This window comes from Brakhagea baltica, from assembly GCF_052161605.1.
Lineage (GTDB): Bacteria > Planctomycetota > Planctomycetia > Pirellulales > Pirellulaceae > JBKCUI01.
The window spans coordinates 2494730-2516593 of record NZ_CP197409.1; the positions used below are offsets into that span (position 1 = coordinate 2494730).

Below are 21864 nucleotides of genomic sequence, written 5' to 3' on the forward strand. Positions count from 1 at the left end.
TCTCCACACCCTTCGTTCCTAAGGATGTGCCACCCCAGCTCGTCCACTCGACGGGTTATCTACGTTCCACCATCTGGCAATCGCTCGATCGTCATTTCTCCTTCAATGACGTGGGGAAGTTCTCGCATGAGCCAGTTTCCCTTCCCGAGAAATCCCCCATACCGTTTTTGCTGTGGCTCTTGGTTCTTTTCCGAGTAGGAACATCGGCCGCTTTCCAAATTCCAGCATCGAAGTACGCCCGAATCCGTCAAGGTCATCAACGTTCGACCCGTTGAACTGAAACTCACATCCGAGACGGTTTGCGTATGGGGAAACTTTAAATTGGTTAATCTATTTCCTCCCTCATCCCAAACGTAACACCCGCCATAGCTGTCCGACGCAGCAATATACCGCCCATCACGCGAGCTAGTGATCCTACGGGGAAGACTGACCAGATCAAGCATTCGTTGCGGCCCCTCGGAACTCTCATTCTTCCAAGAGAATATGGAATAACGATCATTCCACCACCAAATTTGATTCACTTCACAGAAATGCACAGCACTCACCTCGCGGGCGGGAAACGATTTTGTAACCTCCTGACTTCCCCAGCGAGAGAACCAAACCTCCTCGGTGCTAGAGTCGTATCCTGCAATCCATTGACCATCGCCCGAAACCATAGGCAATACCAATCGTCTAGCTCTCTCGATCGGATGGCTTCCCTTTGACAAGGGAATCTCTCGCCATCCTGCGGAAAGATTCATGGCAAACTGATCGTTGGAATCGACGATCTCTGCAATCGCACTAGAGGAAAGAAGGCGCAAACGATCCGGACTGGCGAGAAACATACCGTGCGGGCCCGCACGTCCAATCTGCACGTTATCCACACCTTCAGCAATAACAACTGGCTGCGCCATAGCTCCTTCAACGTACGCTTTGACTTGTCCTTCTGATTGCAGAAGAATCAGTAAAGGTGTGTTTTTCATTGACCTTTCTTCGTGTAGATCTGGTTGGCCGAGATCATCCCAGAAACAAACCGAATTCCAAATAAGTGGTGAATCGACTTTAAAGGTCGCCGACTTGCCGGTTGTGTCCACGGAATCGATCCCCCAGGCTTGGACTCGCCCTGATTTCGAGAGGGTGACGAATTCGTCTAAAGTTGAGTTGAATAGGAGCCCGTAAATGCGTTCGTTCTCAGCAGTCCAAGCGTTTTCGAGAGCGAGCTGTCCAACCCCAGAAACAGAATATCGGGCAAATGCATTATGCCGACCAACCATCAAGATTTGTGCTGGTGTACTGCGATCCACCGAGACTATATCTTCGTTGGCTGGCGACATGCCAGCAGAGCTATGCATCCACTGAACTGATGCGGGTGGCTCGGGTAACAAAACGGATGACAGCACTTCCCCCTTCCGTAGATCGGCTATTGAAAGGTAGAAATCAGGCGTCGTACATGCGGCCCAAATTTTTTCGGGATGCATAATAACCTGATCAACAGCAACCCTTTCATTCGGTTGGTTTTTCGAATCAACGAGGCGAATCGATTGCTGGATTTCGAAATCTACGGCATTTACAGTCAGTAGGTGTCTCGAATTTGTACCAGCCAGAAATGTCTGCTCATCCGGCCCCGGTGCTACGGACGTAATGTCGAACTCTAGGTTCGTTGATCGATCGAAGATCGCGGCACGTTGAAGCTCGGGGAGGACACGGCGCAAAGAGTCGGTCTGTTCTGATTCGCGAGCCCCTGCGGAGGTGGGCAGAGATCTCTCTGCATCGGATCGAAGAATTGGTCCGACGTAAACACGATCGTTATTGCCAAATACTACAAGCTTATTTAACGCTGAAAACAGAAGGATATCAAAGGCTTTCACGCCTGGATCTGAAAGCTTGGTTGTCGAAAGCAACTTTCCTTGTACAAGATCCCAATTTTGCACAGTTCCGTCATCGCTGGAGATCCACGCATCGGACGGATCTGTCGTCCAGGCGATTGCATTGACATCCGAATCCCCGATGGACAATACGGTCTGGCTTGTCCGTGACTCTGGATCAATACAAATGACTCGACCATTTGCCCCGCCCACATAGTACCTCCGCGTGTTTGGATCCCATCGACCAACGTATAGTGGATGATCGAACGCGGCGAGAACGGTACCTGTCCTGCTCGTTTGCTGTCGGAGGAGAAACCAATCGACATCGCGGTGTCGCACTAGAGGCGAAGTATCGTCGTACCTATCCAGAATAGCTCGAGCAGCGATATGATTTCCGGCCTCGATTTCGTTGGCTGCCTGGTTTAGATCCGAGACATAGATAATCTGTTCGTTGCGAAAATTCGCATTTTGTGATGCTTCGAGAGCCGCAGTTAGTTCCGTGTTGCGACTATCCAATTCGGAATTGAAGTGTTGCAATTGCCGATAATTCCAAAGGAGCAACATCGCAGCGGAAACAACCGCAAAGATCAGCGAACAAGCGGCACCCGTTTCCCATGCGTGCCGTTGCATCCATCGGAACGATCGAATCATGATCGGAGCTCGACGCGCGAGAACTGGCTTGTTAGACAAAAATCGTTCCAGGTCTTCTGCAAATCGAGTTGCTGTTGCGTAACGATCCACCGGTTCTAACGCCATGGCTTGCTCACAGATGGCGATCAAATCTTTAGGAACCGATGCCAATTCCGTTAGTGGCGTGTAGGTTCCGTCCTTAATTTGCTGAATCACATCGAGGAATGTGGCCCCCTCGAAAGGCTTCCGGCCATTTAGGAGGCAATACAGAATACAACCTAGAGAATAAATGTCAGATCTCTCCGAGTGTGATGCACCGAATTTGTTTAACAATTCAGGTGGGGCGAAGGTGATCGTGCCGACGAATCCATCTTGAGATAGGGACAAGGTGTCCTGGTCAACGTTTTTCGCCAAGCCGAAATCGGCTAGCTTAGGACAGAAGCTGAGGTCGCGGAATGTCCGCGATCTATCCAGTAGGACATTGGAGGGTTTGATATCCCGATGCAAAATGCCGTGTGAGTGCGCGGATGACATTGCCTGCAGGATTCCCAGAACAATCGTGGCAGCTTGCTTTGCGTTAACGCCATGAGGATGTTCCTCGAGGAATTCTGCTAACGATTCTCCTTCAACAAACTCCATAACCAGAAACGGTGGACTCTGTTCAAGTTGCAGGTCATAGAGTGTGACAATATGGGGATGCTGAAGGATGGAAAAGGCCGATGCTTCACGCCTTAGAATTTCGGATTTTTTCTGGTCCGATATCAGTGTGCTAGAGGCAGCTCCAATCTCAGATCGCAATACCTTTAAGGCTACATGTCGGCTGGTTTGGTGATCGTAAGCTTTGTAGACATTGGAGAACCCCCCTGTGCCAACCAGCTGGAGGGACTCGTATCGCCCTGCAAAACGAGACAATTTCTCTTGTGAGAGCGACGGCCCGGAATTAGCCACCGGGCGAGGACTGTTAGACTCGGGAGTCGAGCAATCAGGGATTTCGGTGAAACGTGTATCGTCGGCAGGCGATGACATGAAAATTAACAACAATCAAAACGGGAGGGGGCGGACTGGGTCCATGGTATCCAACGGAGTTGGCCGGAACATAGGCGACGGGACGACCCTGATTATACCAAGACCTTTCTCGCAGGAAACGAAAATGGTTGTAACAAAAAAAGAGTACCGAACGTCAGGTGTTCCTGCCGACATTAAGTCCCTACGGGACGAACCGGATTGAATGCCCCGTGGGGGCATAATGTCGGTAGGAAGAAAACAAACACCGTGCCATCCACCATAGCGACACCATTTCGATCATGTTGATGTCGAAGGCTAATCTATTCCTGCTAGTTTCTATACATCAGATCGTTCTGGAACCTTTTCGAGTACATCTAGCAACACTTGATCGGTTTCAATCCCTTCCGCTTGAGCTTCGAAGTTGAGCAGGACTCGGTGCCGTAGCGCAGGAAGATAGACACGCCGAATATCTTCAAAGCTGACGTTGAATCGACCGTCCAGCAATGCTCGCACCTTGGAAGTAAGTGCAATGGTTTGAGCCCCCCGTGGGCTGGCTCCCCAGCGAATGTATTGGTTCGTGACGTCGGGTGCAAGCGTACCACCAGGATGCGTTGCGAGGATTAGCCTGGCAATGTAGTCTTGCACGTGTTTGGATAAAATGACCTGTCGCACTAGCTTCTGCCAATGCACAATCTCTTCGCCGTCCATTACTTTTTCTGGAATGACGGTCTCACCTTTCGTCGTGCGTTCGATGATCGTGTTCAGTTCCTCGCGTGTCGAGTAACCGACAACTAACTTGAATAGAAATCGATCGAGTTGTGCTTCCGGGAGAGGGTAAGTCCCCTCCTGTTCGATGGGGTTTTGAGTCGCGAGCACAAAGAATGGTTTTTGTAGTTCGTACCGATGCCCAGCAACGGTTACCGTCCCCTCCTGCATAGTTTCGAGCAAGGCCGATTGCGTTTTTGGTGTCGCGCGGTTGATTTCGTCTGCTAGGCAGAGCTGGGTGAAAAGGGGCCCTCTTTGAAATTCGAACGATTTCCGGCCGTCGTTCTCCACGATCAAATTGGTCCCGAGAATATCAGAGGGCATCAAATCGGGCGTAAACTGGATCCTGTTGTAATCCAAGGATAGGGTCTCGGATAACGTGCGAATGAGCATCGTCTTGCCCAAGCCCGGGACCCCTTCGAGCAGACAATGCCCCCCGACAAACATGGCCGTGAGGACGCCATTGACAATTTCTTCGTGCCCTACGATGACCCGTCCGACTTGTTCACGCACAGCGGCGTAACGGGTGCGGAATCGCTCTGCTTCTTGTTGAATAAAATCGCCAGGGCTGTTCATGTCAGGGGTATCTCGTCGGAATTTTGATAGCGAATTGCTAAGCTCTAGGAACTTTGCTGATGTGCAGGGATTGTAGCACACCCAGCAGGAGCTTGGTATCGTTTGTCAGTTCGCCTAGAGACGTCGCCCCTGCCATGTAATCGGTGCAGCGGCCCCCGTACAGTGGTCTCCGTGCAGCGGACTCGGCAGATTGGACATTACCACTACAATGAACGTATCTCATTGCAAACAACTGCTCCCAAAAACCAGAAAGTCGACCATCACCCGATGGAAATTAACGGAATCGAGATACTAGATACTTTCGCTGAGGCGTTCGATATGACCGCCACCCGTGTTATTATCACCGCTGCGGAGTACGCTTGGGCGAATCGTGCTGCCGAGGCAATGACTGGTTTTGCAACCAGCGTGATCGGTTGTGGAGTCGAAGCCGGTATCGAGGGGGATCTGCCTCGTGAGCTCACACCGGATGGACGACCAGGCGTTTCGGTTTTGCTGTTCAGTATTTCAGGGAAAGAGCTCGAAAAGCAAATCGTTCGCCGGGTAGGACAGTGCGTTTTGACATGCCCCAGCACCTCGATCTTTGGAGCCATCGCAAGTGAAAAACGGATCGCGATGGGGTCCAGTGTCCGCTACTTTGGAGACGGCCACCAAGTCTCCAAAAAGATTGGAGCGGAACGGTACTGGAGAATTCCCGTCATGGATGGTGAATTTGTCTGTCAGGACACGATCGGCCGCGTTAGCGCCGTAGGAGGTGGCAACTTCTTGGTGCTCGCGGACACGATCCGGGGTGCATTGCACGCTTGCGATGCAGCGGTGGGAGCGATTCGCCAAGTGGAGAACTGCATTGCACCTTTTCCTGGCGGTGTTGCTCGCAGCGGATCTAAAGTTGGCTCCAAGTATCGGTTTCTTCATGCTTCGACCAACGATGCGTTTTGCCCAACCTTGCGGGATCAATCCCGGTCGATGGTACCGGATGAGACGAGCGCTGCGCTCGAGCTCGTGATCGATGGCCTAACCCCGGATGCAGTGGCCGAAGCGATGCGAGTCGGCATCCTGGCGGTCTGCGACGTTGGGGCGGAGCTTGGTGTTCGCCAAATCACTGGCGGCAATTACGGTGGCAAGCTAGGAAAGCATCACTTCTATCTCAGGGATGTCCTAAAGAACGATCTATCATGATGAACGACGATAAAGGATGGGATGCTCCGTCCGAGTCGGAGGAGCTGGAGCTAGAGCCAGCGGAATCCAATCTGGACGAGCATTTGGTAGAGTCCTCGCCAGACGTGCTGCGGCGCATCGACTTGTTGATGCAGGATAATTTTGGATTCCGGAAAGCAGCCGAAAAGGTCAAAGAGTTCCCGCAGTCCCCCGGTGTCTACCTGATGAAAGATGTTTCGGGAGTCGTCATCTATATCGGTAAAGCGAAAAATTTAAGGTCGAGAGCGAGCAGTTATTTTCACGCAGCGGCTGCCGAGGAAATTAGAACAGCGGAATGGATTCACGAGATTGCAGATATTGACTTCCTGGCATGTGCGAGCGAGGTGGACGCGTTGCTGACCGAGAACCGCTTGGTCAAAGATATCCAACCTCGCTACAACAAAGATTTGAAAGACGACAAGACCTTTCCTTATCTGATGATAACGACGCACGAGGATTTTCCTCGGGTCGAAGTAACGCGTACGCCGAAGGACAAAGGTGCAAAGCTATACGGTCCCTTTACCAGCGCCGGCCAATTACGAGGAGCTTTGCAAGTCTTGCAGCGGGTGTTTCAGTTTCGAACTTGTTCACTGGATATTGAAGAGGAGGATCCGCGTTGGAAATGGTTTCGACCGTGTTTACTCGCATCGATAAAGCAATGCACTGCACCATGCAATCAGCGTATTTCCAAGGCCGATTACAAACGGTCCATCAAGCGACTGCAAACGTTTCTTGATGGAGGCAGCGAGAAGCTTCTCAATCAAATGAGAGCAGAAATGCTGGAAGCTTCTTCGAAGCTAGACTTTGAGCGAGCGGCGCGACTGCGTGATGAGATTCGACTTCTCGAAAATTTAGGGGACCGAGGCGACATTGACGCCCATGCCCAGCCTGAAGTTTTTTATGTTGATCCGAAGAAGGGGATGCGAGCGTTGCAGCGGGTCTTGAGAATGGATCGTGAACCACGCGTCATCGAGGGGATCGATATTGCTCATTTAGGTGGGAACGACACCGTCGCATCGCTGGTTCAATTTCTAGATGGACTACCCTTCAAACCAGGCTACCGTCGTTACAAGATTGCAGGGGTGAGTGGGATCGACGACTTTCGCAGCATTCATGAAGTTGTATCGAGACGATTTAGAAAGCTTTCCGATGAACAAGATGCATTTCCGGATCTGTTGATGATCGATGGTGGCAAGGGGCAATTGAACGCAGCACTGGCCGCGTTTCGCGACCAGGAAATCGAGCCTCCTGTCCTGATCTCACTGGCGAAACGAGAAGAGGAAATCTTTCGCCCTGGTGACAGCGAACCTATTCGACTCGGCCGGCAATCCTTTGCGTTACGTCTATTGCAGTACGTGCGCGACGAGGCACACCGATTCGCCCAGCACTACCACCACATCCTGCGTCAGAAGAGTACCTTTGACAATGAATAGAATGCTGCGTTTTTGGGGAATCTCATTCATTAGCGAGAAACGTGAGGCTCCGCAGGGCAAGCCTGCGGCATCTCCCGTGGCCCGGCTTAAGTTCAATGCCAGTTTTTACGGACTCACACTCAGTTCTCTATTGCTCGCAGCACCAGAGGTACGAATCGAATGAGCCCGATTGTCGCGCTGGTCAAGGCTGCGAGCACCACGGCTCCCGCCGCAAGATCTTTGGCGTCTCGGATCAGCTCGTCAAAATCTGTCGTTACACGATCCGCAAGTCTTTCGATGGACGTATTCATCAACTCCGTGATAAATACAAGCCCGACGCACAAGCACAACCAACACCAATCCTCAAGACTTGCCTCAAGAACAATACCGGTCGCAACAACCACGAATGCAGCGAAGAGATGAAATGTTCCATGGGTCTCATGCCGAACGAGCAAGTAGATGCCTCGAAACGCATTCGCAAAGGCTTTCCATCGACTCCTGTATTGCATGCGTCTCCCGGCATAGGCTCAGCGGACCATGGAATTGGATATTCCGGATTGAGTAGGGTCGCGGTAGTTGTCTACCGGACTAAAGCCCCAGTTGGCGTTGTTCGGTGTGTAAGTCGGTGTTTGCGGACGAAAGGTCAGACCATTCGAACTAGCTGGGTTTCCGAAAAGGGGAATCGATACCGGACTGATGGGTCGGAACATGCTCCCGCCGGTCGTCGGACTACTCCACGCGCTCGGATTCGAGGCCACGTAACTAGCCCCGGAGGTCGATGGAGTCAGCCCGGACCCAAATGAGGACGATTGCCCAGCCGCTGGCTGTGCGGCCGTGTACGCTTGATTGTAATTTTGGATCGGCCCCGCTTGATAGAGCGGCCCCGTACGATTGAAAAGACCGCCGAAAGGATTGGATGCCGTTCGATTTACTGGCTGGTTCCAGCCAGGAGCTAATCCAGCATTAGGATTCGAATTGTTAACAAATTGATTCCCCGAAGCATTTCCCTGAGGCAAGGCATAGCTTTCGGTTCCCCATCGATTGCCGTAAAAACCATTGTTGCTGGCGGTCGCATTATAGGGGACGTTAGTGAGTGCTGGGGACTGCTGCTGTGGGGCATAGTAGGGCGCAGGCGCATTGGCAACCCATGAGCCGTAAGGTTGATTGTTGGCTTGCATCGGACGAATTGGAGGCGGTTGCTGTGCGGCCCCGGAAATGTTGGGAGCTGTGGGGGCGGTCGCAGTCAAAGCCGTTGTCGGGGCTAGGGGGCGGTCGGCATACTTGGGAACCCGCTCTTGTTTGACCACCATTTCCGGAATGTACTTGGTGACTTCTTTCTCGACATACTTTTGGTAGGTGATCGGTTGGTTGGTTTGATGGTAGCGTGGTTGATACTGAACCAGCGGAACATATTGCCAATACTGTCTCGGTGCAGCAAACGGATTTAGCGTGGGAACTTGAACGGGTTGCAATTGGTACGTAACGACGGGAACATACTCGACTTGGGTGGTCGTCTTGGTTTCTTGAACCCATTCAGGGACGTATTGTCGCTCAACGACCGGTTTGTATTCATACTTGGCGACTGGTACCGTTTCGTATAGGACATACCGACCGTACATTTGGCCCGAGCGAGGGTCGACGTAGGTCATGACCGGCGTTTCCGGCTGAAATGAGTTGTTGCCCTGCGGGATTGCACCTGAGGATCCGTTTCCAGTAGTTTGGTCGGGAGCTTGCCCACGGGAGCTGCCCGCAGAGAGCAGCATGGCCAGGAAAACAAGGAGTAGAGATTGAGAAAATACAGGTGTTTGTATTGTGAGTAATGAACGACCCATTCCCCAATGGCTCCTTGCCGTGCTTCGATGTCCTATCACTTTCGATCCGTTGCGCGATGCATCTCCCGAACTGTGCCAAGCCCTTAACGAGCTTGCGCAGCATGGCGATCTTTGCAACAAACTGGGTGTTACAATTTCCTCGGTTTCGCCGCAAGGTCTAGTTAACGCTAGCAATACCTGGTTCTACGAGCGGCGGGACTCCGTTTTGCATTTGATGCCGGATGAAGCGATCTCGATTGCTGAAATTATTGCAAAAGAAAGCCCGACTCCAGAATCCTGAAGCCGGGCTAAGTCTTAAGTTCTAATACAATCGTGAAATCAGTCGATGTTGCTCAAAGAAGCAGAATCGATATCTGATTCCTCGTCCTCTTCTTCGTCGTTTGCCTCAACGTCACCCATCCACAACTCGTACTCGACATCTTCGCTGGCGACCAGCTCGGACATGGAGGTGTAGTTTGGATCGTTGACCAGCCTGAGTTCGTGTGCTAACTCCTGGCCATCCACAGTCAAAGTAACTTTGTAGGTACCAGAGGTCGCAACAGCAGTACGGCCGAATGCTGCCGCTCCGCCACGTTGCCCTGCTGCTGGCCCACCAGCTCCTCGCTCGCGTGGCGGAACGATGGTCAAGTCCCAACCAACGCGATGCAGCCCGGCTTCTCCTGGTCCTCGAATCTCCCGAACGGTTTGACCGAGTGCGTTAGAGATCTTGATCGAGACTTCTCGCGATCGCTTCGGAAGAGAGTAGTAGATCGACGCACCGCTCGGTGGGTTTTCACCTACAAAGGCACGGTTTGTGCCACCTCGCGACGGTTCCCGTCTCCATCGAATTGCGGTGTTCGGCTTGTAGAGAGTTGCTTTCTCTAGCTGAGTTTCCGCGAACTGATGGAGTGCAGAGATGTCGGCGATCCACAGGCTACGACCGTGAGTTGCCACGACAACCTCGCCATTGTTGGGATGGAAAGCAAACTCATGCACCGCCACGGACGGCAGGTTCGAATTCAGCGAGTTCCATAGTCCACCTCGGTTCACGCTGACGAACGCAGCGAACTCCGTTCCAACGAAGAGCACGTTTTCGTTGAAGGGGCTTTCTCGCAAGCATCGAGTTGAGCCCCACGGAAGATTCGCACGAATCGAAGTCCAAGTCTTACCGAAATCTTCTGACACAAATACGTACGGATCGTCGTCGTTGGATCGGTGACCGTCGAGTGCCACGTAGACACGTCCATCAGCAAACTTCGATGCTTCGATGGTCGCAACCCATCGCGGTGCAGGAATGTTGAGTCCAGCCCGAATGTCGACCCACTCATTGCCACCATCTTTGGTCATCCACAGAGCTCCATCGTCGGTCCCGACGTACAAGACGTTCGGATTTCTTGGCGATTCGGCGAGAGCTGTAGCGGAACCTCGTTTGGTGAGGGTGATTTCAGGAGAAATGATTTGGAGATCATTGCCTCGATCCATCGACTTCAAAACGTGGCTGCCCGCAGCGTAGAAGACCCGCGAATTCGCATTCGACAGGATGAAGGGCGTGTTCCAATTGAAACGAATCGAAGGAGCTCCCTCAACGCGTGCTGGTCGGATGGAAGCTTGTTCGCCTGTTCGCATATTTCGTCGCCTCATCGCTCCACCTTGGCTGGTGGAGTAAACGAGATCCGGATCGTTAGGATCGACGCGGCACATGAAACCGTCGCCACCACCGACACTCAACCAGTCTTCGTTTAGAGGTCCTGAACCGCTGAGTGACATCGATGGGCCGCCCCAAGTTCCATTATCCTGCAGTCCGCCATACACATAGTAAGGGTACTTAGGTGCAATCGCGACGTGATAGAACTGTCCAAGAGCGAGTGTATTGAGATGGTCCCAACGTCCACCGCGATCATAGGTTTTGTAAACACCACCATCGACTCCGATGATCATGTGCTTGCCGTCTTTAGGATCGATCCAAAGAGCGTGACCGTCGGCGTGAACTCCACGTCCCAAAGTCGCTGCAAAGGAGATACCACCGTCGGACGATTGATACTGAGATACTCCCAGTAGATAGACGCGAGAATCATCGTTCGGATCGACTCGAATCACGCTAAAGTACATGGGCCGATCGTGGAGGCTGTTGACGCGTATCCAGGATTCCCCGCCGTCGACCGATTTGTAGATCCCGCCGTACTCATATCCCTTGGCTCCCTGCATGTCTTGGACATTGGGAGATTGTCCGCCAAGAGATGCGGAGTAAGGTCTTGTTGGACCAGGTCGTTCCGCGACCACGACGTCGATCTCTTTGACTTCGGTCGCACGTGCGACGCTAAGTTTGAGCACATCGCCAACCTTGAGGTCACGCAAGGATTCGGTGAACGCTCGGTAAGATTCGAGCGATTTACCGTTGATCGACTTAACGATATCGCCAGTAAGCAAGCCAGCTTTCTCGGCAGGCCCATCCTTAGTGATCTCCGTGAGGATAGCTCCACCGCCACGAGCGTTTTGTCCTTGAACGCCGACATAGACGCTCGGTTGAGTTTGCTGCTGTTGTTGTTGGCGTCCGGATCCCTCAGGAATGTCGCGGACTTCCATCGTCATTTCGACTTCTTTCTCTTCCTCACCGCGAGTGAAGGCAACCTTAACCTTGTCGCCAACCTTCTTCGCAGTCACAGCCGCGACCAGACTATCCCAGGATTCCGGCTTTGAGCCGTCGAAACTGGTGATGACATCGTCGGCTTGCAGTCCAGCTTTGGCGGCGGGGCCCTCCGGGGTTACGCGGGTTACTTTGACACCATTCTCATCGTCCTCACCAAGTCCACCAAACCAAAGCGTATTAGCGGCTTGCGTTGGTGTAGCACCGGTTCGTGAAGCGAGTGTGAATTCCAGATCCTTAGACTCTTCTCCTCGTTTAATCTTGACGGAGAACTTGTCGCCGGCCTTCATATCTCGAATCCTACCCAAGATATCGTCGAAGCTCGCGAGAGGATTCTCTCCCATGGATTCCAAGACATCGCCTACTTGCAGACCGCCGCGTGCAGCTGGGCTGCGAGGATAGATTTGCGTCACGACAACTTGTCCGTCGACATCGGCTCCCACCGCACCCCACAGTACGTTGAGTCGCGGAAGTCCCTTGCCGATATTTTCGCAATCAATAACCGCATAGAGAATGTTGGGATCTTTGCGGTACCAATCGATACCGATCCGCCCCATTTGGCTCGTAGGCAAGCCCTTGGTCATCTTGTTCCAGGACTTACCGCCATCAGTGGTTTTATAGATGCCGCTACCAGGCCCCCATTTGCGGATAGGATCGTAGCCATCATAGCCATCTGGCTTCGGCACTTCTGTGCCTGGCCAGCTATCGAAACCGTCTCGGAGCCGTTCCCAGGCGGTGATGACCAGCGTTTCAGGATCGTTCGGATGGAATTGCATTTCGAGCACACCGGTTCGGTCGTCGATGAAGAAGACTCGTTCCCAAGTGGCCCCACCATCAGTGGTCTTGTAGACGCCTCGCTCATCATTGGTGCCGTACAAACGCCCTAGTGCACCGATGTAGACAGTGTTAGGATCTTTAGGGTGGATAAGAACTTCACCGATTTGGAACGTTTCCTTGAGCCCCATGTGCTTCCAGGTTCGCCCACCATCGGTGGATTTGTAGACGCCGTCGCCGTAGCTTACCGAGTTACGAGGGTTGTTTTCCCCGGTACCGACCCAAACGATGTTGGGATCGCTGGGAGCGACTGCTACAGCTCCGATGGAAACTGTGGACTCGCGATCGAACTGGATTTGGAATGATGTTCCATTGTTCGTTGTCTTGAGCAATCCCCCCGAGGCAGTGGCAGCCCACCACGTGCTTGGATCAGCTTCGTATACGGAGAGGTCTACGATTCGACCACCCATATTCGCGGGGCCGATATTTCTCCATCGAATTCCTTTGAGCCAATCCTTGGAAAGTTCCCCGCCCCAAACCTTGGCAGCGGAGTCGGACTCAGCTGGTTTTGCCCCTTCGTCTTTCTTTTCGACTGACTCTTCCTTTGGAGGAGTCGTTGCACCGCCCTTAAGATCGGTGATTGCTTTTGTTAATTCCTGCAACTGCTTTTCGATCTTCGAATAACGATCGTCAGTCGTTGAGGCTTGCTCGGCAGGTTTGTCCTGTGCCGAAACGTAATAGCCTGAAAACACGGTATTCGCAGCCATTACCGCACACAGCATTGCGGTAACGCTCCGACGTTTCATTCGCCAATTCATCGTGATGAAGTCTCCACGTGGATAAAGTGACGCGACCCGGGGAGAGCGAAGATCCGGTGCGTCTGAACAATGACACTCTAGCTGGAGGAGAGAATCCAGGTCATTATTCTGGTCGTAATTTTAGGCACTATCAAGCATGATCCCCGCCTAGACCGCCAATTCCGAAAACAAAGCAGTGGAAACTCGTTGAATATTGAAACGTTCCTGGTTGCGAGGGGGCTTCTTGCAAGTCAGACTGGTGGGTAGAGGTCTTGGGATCCTCGACCAGAGACCACCGTGCACCAATGCGTGCTTTCTTCAACGTTTTTAGGTAGGTCCATGTCGAAACGCTACATCCTCCGGCGAGCCCACGCAGGATTCACGCTGGTCGAGCTTTTGGTAGTTATCGCCATAATTGCGATTTTAGTCGGTCTATTGTTGCCCGCAGTGCAAGCGGCCCGAGAGGCTGCCCGAAGGATGCAGTGCCAAAACAACCAAAAGCAACTCGGGCTGGCCGTGCTGAACTTTGAGTCGGCCTTTCGATACTACCCGGCATCAGGCTGGACTCAACAGTCGCGAACCAATCCTCTCGGCAAATTTGTGGGGTGGCGGGTTGGCATTCTTCCCTATCTCGAGCACTCCAATGTTCAGAGTTTGTATCGGTTCGATCTCAACTGGTGGGAAGATACGAATCTTGCTGTAGCCAGCATTCCCCTGCCCGTCTTTTTTTGCCCGAGCACGCCAGACCAACCTCCGGTTCTCTCCGCAATCCCGAAACCTCCACGCCCGGCCCTGACGATCAACACTCCGCTGGGACGCACCGATTACGAGGCGATCCAAGGTGTGGCGGCCGGTCCGGTGAATCCGCAGCTTTATAACAATTCGAATCGCTTTTCCGTTATGCATCGCAACTCGATGAATTCCCATGCCTCGATTACCGACGGCACCTCAAACACAGTCATGGTAGTGGAAGCCGCCGCTCGCCCAACGGTTTATCGCGGACGTAGAGCGAGAATGGATTTGTTCAACGACCAGGGGATCGGTTGGGCGGACAGCGAGGGAGCATTCAGTTTGGATGGTGCCAGCGCCGATGGATCGCTGGAGGGGTGCGGACGAACAGCAGGCTGCAACACAGCCATGAACGTAAAGAACGACAATGAACAGTATTCGTTCCATGTTTCCGGGAGCCACTGCTTGTTTGCAGATGGGCACGTTCAATTCCTGAACCAGAACATCTCACTCGATGTCATGGCGGCCTTGTGCACCAGAGCAGCAGGTGAAATAATTGATGATCTCGACAATTAATTCGCCGGTCGCGATTTCGTTATGCTACCGGTCTTTTTCTCTTCTGATCGGTTGCCGCATGATGTTGATTCACTCTGTTTTTCGTCCGCGCTGGATTTCGTTTGCGGCCTTATGCCTTTTGGGAACCTTGCAGGTAGCCAGCACTGCCGTGGCCCAGTTAAGGGACGCTGCTCACAATTCCCTTACGCTTCGCACTGCTGTTGGTGATCGCTACAAAATCGGTGTGGGGGTTAGCGACAACATCCCAACCCGAATGAACGATTGGGAATTGCTCACAACACAGTTCCAGATCGTCACGCCCGAGAACTCGATGAAGCCGCAGGGCATTCAACCTAGGGAGGGAGAGTTCCGGTTCGAAGAATGCGATCGCTTCGTTCAGTTCGCCAAATCGAAGGGCTTAGAAATCGTAGGACATTGTCTTGTCTGGGCCAAGGATGATCGCACCTCCGAGTGGTGGCTCACCGAAGACGGACAACCAACGAGCAAAGAAAAGCTGCTCGAGCGACTGAAAACCCATATCGATACCGTGGTAGGACGCTACGGTAACGATGTGACGATGTGGGATGTCGTCAACGAAGCTCTTGAGGACGGGGACGGTAGCTACCTCCGAGACTCGATTTGGACGCGGGTCACAGGCGAGGAGTTCATGGTAAAGGCTTTTCAATGGACACGGGAAAAAGCCCCCAAAGCGTTGCTCATTTACAACGATTACAACAACGAATACCCGGGTAAGCTTGAGAAAACGCTGAAGCTTATACGAAGCTTGCGTGAACAAGGTGCCCCGGTCGATGCCTTGGGTATCCAAGGACATTTTGAGCTCGACACTATCAGGTTCGATGCTCTCGAGAATCTTCTGAATCAATGCCGAGAAGAAAAAATTCAGGTCGTCATTTCTGAACTGGATATCGATGTCGTCCCCCGCTCTCGATGGTGGGCCGACGGCGGCAAGTACCGAGATGAGATGTCGAAATTGGACCCCTACAAAGATGGTTGTCCGCCAGAGATTCTGCAAAGACAAGCGGAGCAGTACGCCAAGCTTTTCCAACTATTCAACAAGCACTCGGACGTCATAGCGAGAGTCTCATTTTGGAATCTGCACGACGGTGAAAGCTGGCTGAACTACTTTCCATGGAACCGAACCAATCACCCGTTACTTTTCGATCGCCAGGGGCAAGCGAAACCTGCCTTTGAGGCTGTATTAGAGACCTTGAAATAGGCAGGGCGCCATCACGGTCGGTATGATTTATGGGAACAGTAATCTTCGCCAATCAACGCTTATCTTAGATATTTCACCCCGCTGGGGTGAAGAGGAGGTTCTGGGCTTCGCGACCTACCGACATTTTGCCCCTACGGGTCGTGGCGGACGGTGCGATGCCCGTTTCCCCTACCGACATTAGGTCCCTACGGGACGAACCGGATATTGCGGCGTTGGCCTACAGACATTTTTCCCACATGGGGCATTCGAACCAATTCGTCCCGGAGGGATCTAATGTTTCACATCATCGCTTGATTCGAAGTGATTTATTCGACTTCAGCAATAACTCTACTGCCTCTTCGCTGACCTGCGTGTCATTGATGATCAAGTCCTTGAGGGATGCAAGCTGACTTAGCTGGGAAACCCCAGCATCTGTGACCTGGGTTTTGCCCAAGTGAAGAAACTCGAGTTCCTTTAACCTTAAAACATGCGGGATCACCGAGTCATCTATACCACGGATGTCGTCCAGGTTTAGACGCTTTATGGGCATACCCGCCAAAAGCGAAATGCCATCGACCGTTACTTGAGTCCGTAGCAAATTCAAATCGTCGATCTTGCTCGATGCGATCACCTGCAACGCCCGATCATCGATCTGATTCTCACCTAGATCTAACGATTTAAGCTTTGGGAATCGCGAAAGATTCTTCTCGATGCCTTGCAAGGTAACTCCGGAAGCTCGCAGTTTGAGCTTGACGATCTCTCCCGGGGCGAGCGAGGCCAATGCCACATCCCCCGCACTCGAGTTCAACAGGCCAAACTCTTTGAGCTTGGTTAGCTTGCCGAGATGCACTAAACCTGGACCTTGGATCGTACAGCCTTGCAAGGTCAACGCACCGAGCGATGGCAACTGGCAAACGACTTCAAGAGAAGCGTCAGTGATCGATGGACTTCCTAGACTGAGATTTTTGAGCTTGCTAAGCTTTGCGAGTGACAGCACCCCGGCATCGGTGACTTGGTTGCATCCGGATAGATCCAAAAGCTCCAGTTGCGATATCTTCCCTATAAGCTCGAGCTGCCCATCGGCTATCTCAGCGTTGTTGATGCGCAGCCGTTTCAACTTCGTTGATTCGGAGAGGGTCGAAATGGTCTCCGGATCGTAAGTGGCTTTATCTAGCCGGACTTCTTCTTGATCAGCGAGAGTATCGTCCGACCACGCTGCGAAAGAAATCGAACTCATGCACAAGGCGATAGCGAGTCCCAAAAACGACAACCGAATAGGGCGCGAGGAGGTAAAACGCTCAGGGCAACTATTTGACATGACAAGCAAAGTTGAAAGTTGGAGGCAGAGGAGATGGTTGGTGGGGCACAACGGGCAGAAGATGAATACCCGTGGATTATACACTGGGAAGAGATCCCCTTCATGGTATCATTTGGTTAGTAGTGGTTGGATTGGATTCTTGTTCCTTAACGGTTTGATTTATGGTAATCCAGGGTTTTCTAACATCCGGTCGCTGGCAGGCATTGGGCGGCTTCGTTCTGTTTTTTTGCATCGGGCTCATTTCTCTTTCGGCTCAGCCCGCAAACGCTAGCGATCCGAGCGATCTGAGCAAGGCAGTGCTCGGGCCGGGATGGAGCCAACCAGCTTTAAGCGGCGAGCTTTGCAATTGGGATTCTTCAGCCAAAGCCCACGTCGTCTGCGTCCTGGGTTGCGAATGCCCGGTCGCCAGATTCTACGCTGCAAAACTCCAATCGATCGCCGAACAGTATGAGCCACAAGGGGTTCGGTTCGTCGGGGTTATGGGACTCCTGCAAGACAATGAACCCAAGATTCGCAGCTTTGTGAAAGATACCGAAATCTCGTTCCCCATGGTTCGAGATGAAAACCAAAGGCTACTTACTCAACTGCGAGCAACGCGAACGCCTGAAGTGTTCGTACTGGATGAACGCGGCACGGTCGTCTATCGCGGACGGGTCGATGATCAAATGGCACCAGGTGTAAAAAAGAATCAAGCGACAACGCAAGAACTGGTTGATGCTCTCGACGCTGTCGTCAAAGGGCACCCCATTCCAACTCCCAACACAACAGCCGCTGGATGCCTAATCACTTTCGCGAAGAACGATTCCGGCCCGAGTACAAAACAGGATGCAGCAAGAACGGATGCGGAGCAACAATTAGCGTCGGAAGCCAAAGCCAAGATGGATACAGGTGTCAGCGCTCCGACCTATGCTGGCAACGTGGCAGCAATTTTTAACAAACATTGCTACGATTGCCACCGACCGGGTGATATTGGTCCGTTCGATATTTCCAACATTGATGAGATCCAAGGATGGGGGGAAATGATTGTTGAAGTGATCGAGAATGGACGTATGCCCCCATGGCACGCCAGCGCCGAGCATGGCGAATTTCGAAATGCGCGTGTGATGTCGGCAGAGGAAATGGATCTGGTTAAGAATTGGGTATCGGCAGGCTCACCCCTTGGGAATTTGGACACACTGCCCGAGTTGCCTGAAGTCAAAACGGGTTGGCAATTGCCCAAGGAACCTGATCTGATTGTGGCTATGAGAGAAACGCCGTTCACGGTTCCGCCCGTCGGGACCGTTGAGTACCAGTACTTTGTCGTGGATCCAAAATTGACCGAGGATCGCTGGATCACTGCGGCACAAGTTATCCCAGGGAACGCCACGATCGTTCACCATGCGATTGTGTTCATTCGACCACCCGATGGGGAACAAATCAAAGGCGTGAGTTGGCTAACATCGTTCGTACCAGGACAGCGGGCAGCTGAGTATCCAGCCGGGTACGCTCGCAAGGTCCCTGCGGGGTCCAAGTTTGTGTTTCAGATGCACTACACTCCCATCGGAAAAGTCCAGCAAGACATTACCAAAGTCGGACTCGTATTTGTCGATGCCTCGGAGGTAACTCATGAGGTTTCAACAATCGCAGGAATCGATCAGTCGTTTGAAATCCCGCCTTATGCGGAAGCCCACACCGTTCGATCAAAAATATCACTACCGAGGGGGAATTCTAAGGTGCTCGTCGCGGCACCCCACATGCACCTACGAGGCAAATCCTTTCGATTGACTTCCGTAACGAAGCGAGGAACCGAAGAGGTTTTGCTCGATGTGCCACGATACGATTTCAATTGGCAACATGCCTATGAGTTCGCTACACCTGTCGATGTGCGGGAGCTTGAATCGCTCGAGTTTGAAACGTCTTATGACAATTCCGAGGGTAACCCCTTTAATCCCAATCCCGCCGAATACGTCATGTGGGGCGATCAAACTTGGGAAGAGATGGCTGTGGTGTTTTTAGATGTCGCTACCGAGATTCGTTCGCGGGCCGATTCTGCTTTAGACACAGCACAGACCATTCCGGCTGCGATTTTTCGAGGAGGGCTAGCGGTAGATCAGACCGAGAAAAAGGAACCTTCGGAAAAAGCTGTTAAGTTCGCTGAGGATTTTATCAAGCGATTTGATCGCAATGGAGATGGTGTTGTCAGCCGAGCGGAAGTCAGCGACATCGTTCGTCGGTACTCTTTTAACCAGATCGATAAGAACGGTGATCAGTTGCTAACACGCGAAGAATTGATCGAGGCTGCTGAGGGGCAACGTGCACGATAGCAACCTAGGTCTCTCGTCTCGCATCTTCCGTAGATTCATCGATTTCCCCAAGACGGGTGTCTTCGTGCTTGCGATGATGACGCTGGTCTCAATCGGTGGATACGTCTATCCGACTTGGCCAGGAGATATCATCCGATGGTTCCAACAGGAAGAACCCGAACCAGAACAAGACGATGGCTGGCGAAGCTCTCAGCAATCCAGGCGTTCGTCGCGCACGAGAAGCATCGGACGGGAGTCGTTTGGTAACTCGCACGCGGTGGTTGTTATCAAGACCCCCGATCTGTTTACTATGCAGGGAGCGGCTGCTTACCGACGCATTGTTGAAAAGCTCAACGAGCTCGATATCGTCTCCTTTGCGCGATCGATCGATGAGTCCCCGCCACTCAACATATTCGGATTAGCGGAACCGGTTTTGCCTGTGGGGCAAGCATCGGTGCAGCGATTTGCTGCTGCGAAAGAGAAAGCATTACGGAATCCACTCATCGTAGGCTTTACGCTGTCCCCTGACGCCCAGACCGTCTTGATTGAGGTTGTGTACAACTTTATCTTCGTGCAAGAAAGCGCGGACCTCACCAAACAGTTGATTGAAACCGCCAAGACGGTAGTGGCTGAATTTCCTGAGATCAAGATGGATATCTCGGTCACAGGTTCGGTGCCATTCTACGATCTGGTCCAGAGAAACAACCGCAGCAATGAACGCACGTATCAGTTAATTGGCTATTCCATGATTTTGACCATGGCCTTTATTCTATTTCGAGGCTTTGTGGTCGTTATCGTGGTGTCGCTAGCTCCTATCGCAGGAGTGATGTGGACTCTAGGATTGCTAAGGTATTTTGGACTGGATGACAATCCCTTTAGCTTTGTTATCGTACCGGTGTTGTTGAGCCTGGTCGGCTTTACCGACGGCGTCCACATGATGGTTCATATTCGTTCCAAGCTACAGCAGGGGTTATCGCCTCGCGAAGCCTGCCAGCAGACCTTGGAGCAAGTGGGCTTGGCATGCTTTTTGACATCCCTTACGACAGCGGTCGGCATGGGATCGTTGCTTTTCGCGCATCATGCTGTTGTGCGCGAATTTGGGATGTCCTGCATCATCGGTGTGTTTTGTACTTGGATCTCGGTCACGCTGGTCATTCCATTGGCCAGCCAGACTCGCTTTGGAAAACGGCTGGGTAGGAATTCGCAACGGGATTTTGTAGACCGATCTTTGGGGCAGCTCGGACCTTTGGTCCGCTTTTGTTTGGCACGGAGTCGTTATATCTCGGTAGCAGCGATTGCCACGCTGGTCTTATTCGCATTGGCTGCTGGAACTCTCAAGCCAGATGATCGCAAGTCTTCTGCCCTTCCAGAGGGAAACGAAATTCGAACCGCGCTCGATCATCTCGATACATCCATGGGAGGGCTGGATGTTTGTCGGGTGAACGTTAATTGGTTGGACGAGGATCGTTCGGAAGAAGAGGTTGTGACGCTGCTGGCTACGCTCGATGGACTGTTACGCCAAGAGCCACTTATTGGGCATCCTCTTAGCTTGCCCAGATTGCTCGAGGCATTGCCCGGAGAAGGAGAAGCTATCGACAAGGTTTCCATGATCGATCTTCTACCGCCACCACTGAAACTGACCCTCTACGATCCAGAGAATCGGAATGCAACGATTCTATTTCGGGTTCAGGACCTCGGGTCTGCACAATACGCGCCGACCTTTGAGCGTTTGGAGAAGAATTTCAACGCGTTGAATGATGCCAAAACCAAGATTCGAATGGAAGGAGATCCCGTCTGGCGATGGAGAGATCTTTATCGGATCGTAACCGATCTTGTAGTGAGTTTGGGAAGCGCGTCGCTGGTGATCTTTGTCATTCTTGGCATAGCTTTTCGATCAGTTCGAATCGGACTCATTTCAATCATTCCCAACATGATGCCATTGCTAGCCGCAGCGGCTTGGATGGCGATCAACAAGCAGCCACTCGAAATTGTGAGCGTATGTTGCTTCACGATCTGTTTGGGAATCGCCGTGGACGACACGATCCACTTCCTGTCCCGTTATCGGTTCGAGCTATCGCGAACCGCGAACGTAACAGATGCCATAGAAAAGGCATTTCAAGAGGTCGGGACGGGATTGATGATGACAACAATCGTGCTCGTGGCAGGCTTCGCTTCGGTACTATTCAGCGACACCAAAGATTTTCGAGTCTTCGGTAGTCTCGGAATGATTACACTAGCCACAGCGCTGTTCTGCGACTTATTCTTCTTGCCAGCGATCCTAAAGACCTTCGACAAACCGCAATCCCCGTAGT

General features: G+C 52.3%; 13 protein-coding genes. 7 read left to right on the plus strand and 6 right to left on the minus strand.

All coding sequences use genetic code 11. From position 1 onward, the window contains the following. Positions 1-59: 59 nt before the first annotated feature. Both SH449x_RS09170 and SH449x_RS09175 read right to left on the minus strand, forming a co-directional pair. Positions 60-3500: a protein kinase domain-containing protein gene (locus tag SH449x_RS09170; protein ID WP_482381035.1), complete on the minus strand. Its 3441-nt coding sequence runs from the start codon at positions 3498-3500 to the stop codon at positions 60-62. 315 nt (positions 3501-3815) lie between these two features. Beyond that, a complete protein-coding gene (locus SH449x_RS09175; protein WP_482381036.1) occupies positions 3816-4820 on the minus strand; it encodes an AAA family ATPase in 1005 nt (334 codons plus the stop codon). Between the two features lie 267 nt (positions 4821-5087). On the opposite strand from SH449x_RS09175, the gene fhcD reads away from it, so the two are divergent. Then, the gene (fhcD, locus tag SH449x_RS09180; protein WP_482381817.1) at positions 5088-5996 is read left to right on the plus strand and encodes a formylmethanofuran--tetrahydromethanopterin N-formyltransferase; all 909 of its coding nucleotides are present in this window, start codon (positions 5088-5090) and stop codon (positions 5994-5996) included. Beyond that, positions 5993-7447, plus strand: coding sequence for an excinuclease ABC subunit UvrC (locus SH449x_RS09185; RefSeq protein WP_482381037.1), 1455 nt, complete (start codon positions 5993-5995; stop codon positions 7445-7447). The genes fhcD and SH449x_RS09185 overlap by 4 nt, the downstream gene beginning before the upstream one ends. A gap of 119 nt (positions 7448-7566) precedes the next feature. Here the strand turns inward: SH449x_RS09185 and SH449x_RS09190 are convergent, their stop codons facing one another. Beyond that, positions 7567-7935 carry a diacylglycerol kinase family protein gene (locus SH449x_RS09190; protein WP_482381038.1) on the minus strand — a complete coding sequence of 123 codons (369 nt, stop codon included), beginning with the start codon at positions 7933-7935 and terminating at the stop codon, positions 7567-7569. Positions 7936-7953: 18 nt separating this feature from the next. Further along, a complete protein-coding gene (locus SH449x_RS09195) occupies positions 7954-9258 on the minus strand; it encodes a hypothetical protein (RefSeq protein ID WP_482381039.1) in 1305 nt (434 codons plus the stop codon). On the opposite strand from SH449x_RS09195, the gene SH449x_RS09200 reads away from it, so the two are divergent. Further along, on the plus strand, positions 9239-9538 hold the full coding sequence (locus tag SH449x_RS09200; protein WP_482381040.1) for a hypothetical protein: 300 nt from the start codon (positions 9239-9241) through the stop codon (positions 9536-9538). The two genes, SH449x_RS09195 and SH449x_RS09200, sit on opposite strands and share 20 nt — an antisense overlap. 38 nt (positions 9539-9576) lie before the next feature. Here SH449x_RS09200 and SH449x_RS09205 read toward each other — a convergent pair whose 3' ends face one another. Further along, entirely contained in the window at positions 9577-13461 is a 3885-nt protein-coding gene (locus SH449x_RS09205) for a PDZ domain-containing protein (RefSeq protein ID WP_482381041.1), read from the minus strand. Between the two features lie 330 nt (positions 13462-13791). Between SH449x_RS09205 and SH449x_RS09210 the strand changes: the two genes are divergently transcribed. Together SH449x_RS09210 and SH449x_RS09215 are read left to right on the plus strand one after the other, a co-directional pair. Then, on the plus strand, positions 13792-14757 hold the full coding sequence (locus tag SH449x_RS09210) for a DUF1559 family PulG-like putative transporter (protein ID WP_482381042.1): 966 nt from the start codon (positions 13792-13794) through the stop codon (positions 14755-14757). After that, positions 14741-15973, plus strand: coding sequence for an endo-1,4-beta-xylanase (locus SH449x_RS09215; protein WP_482381043.1), 1233 nt, complete (start codon positions 14741-14743; stop codon positions 15971-15973). The genes SH449x_RS09210 and SH449x_RS09215 overlap by 17 nt, the downstream gene beginning before the upstream one ends. A gap of 283 nt (positions 15974-16256) precedes the next feature. Here the strand turns inward: SH449x_RS09215 and SH449x_RS09220 are convergent, their stop codons facing one another. Continuing rightward, positions 16257-17189 (minus strand): leucine-rich repeat domain-containing protein, encoded by a 933-nt coding sequence (locus SH449x_RS09220; protein ID WP_482381044.1) that lies wholly within the window; start codon positions 17187-17189, stop codon positions 16257-16259. Between the two features lie 242 nt (positions 17190-17431). On the opposite strand from SH449x_RS09220, the gene SH449x_RS09225 reads away from it, so the two are divergent. Together SH449x_RS09225 and SH449x_RS09230 are read left to right on the plus strand one after the other, a co-directional pair. Further along, positions 17432-19573, plus strand: a complete 2142-nt coding sequence (locus SH449x_RS09225) for a redoxin family protein (RefSeq protein WP_482381045.1) — start codon at positions 17432-17434, stop codon at positions 19571-19573. Then, a complete protein-coding gene (locus tag SH449x_RS09230; RefSeq protein ID WP_482381046.1) occupies positions 19563-21863 on the plus strand; it encodes an efflux RND transporter permease subunit in 2301 nt (766 codons plus the stop codon). The genes SH449x_RS09225 and SH449x_RS09230 overlap by 11 nt, the downstream gene beginning before the upstream one ends. Position 21864 lies beyond the last annotated feature (1 nt).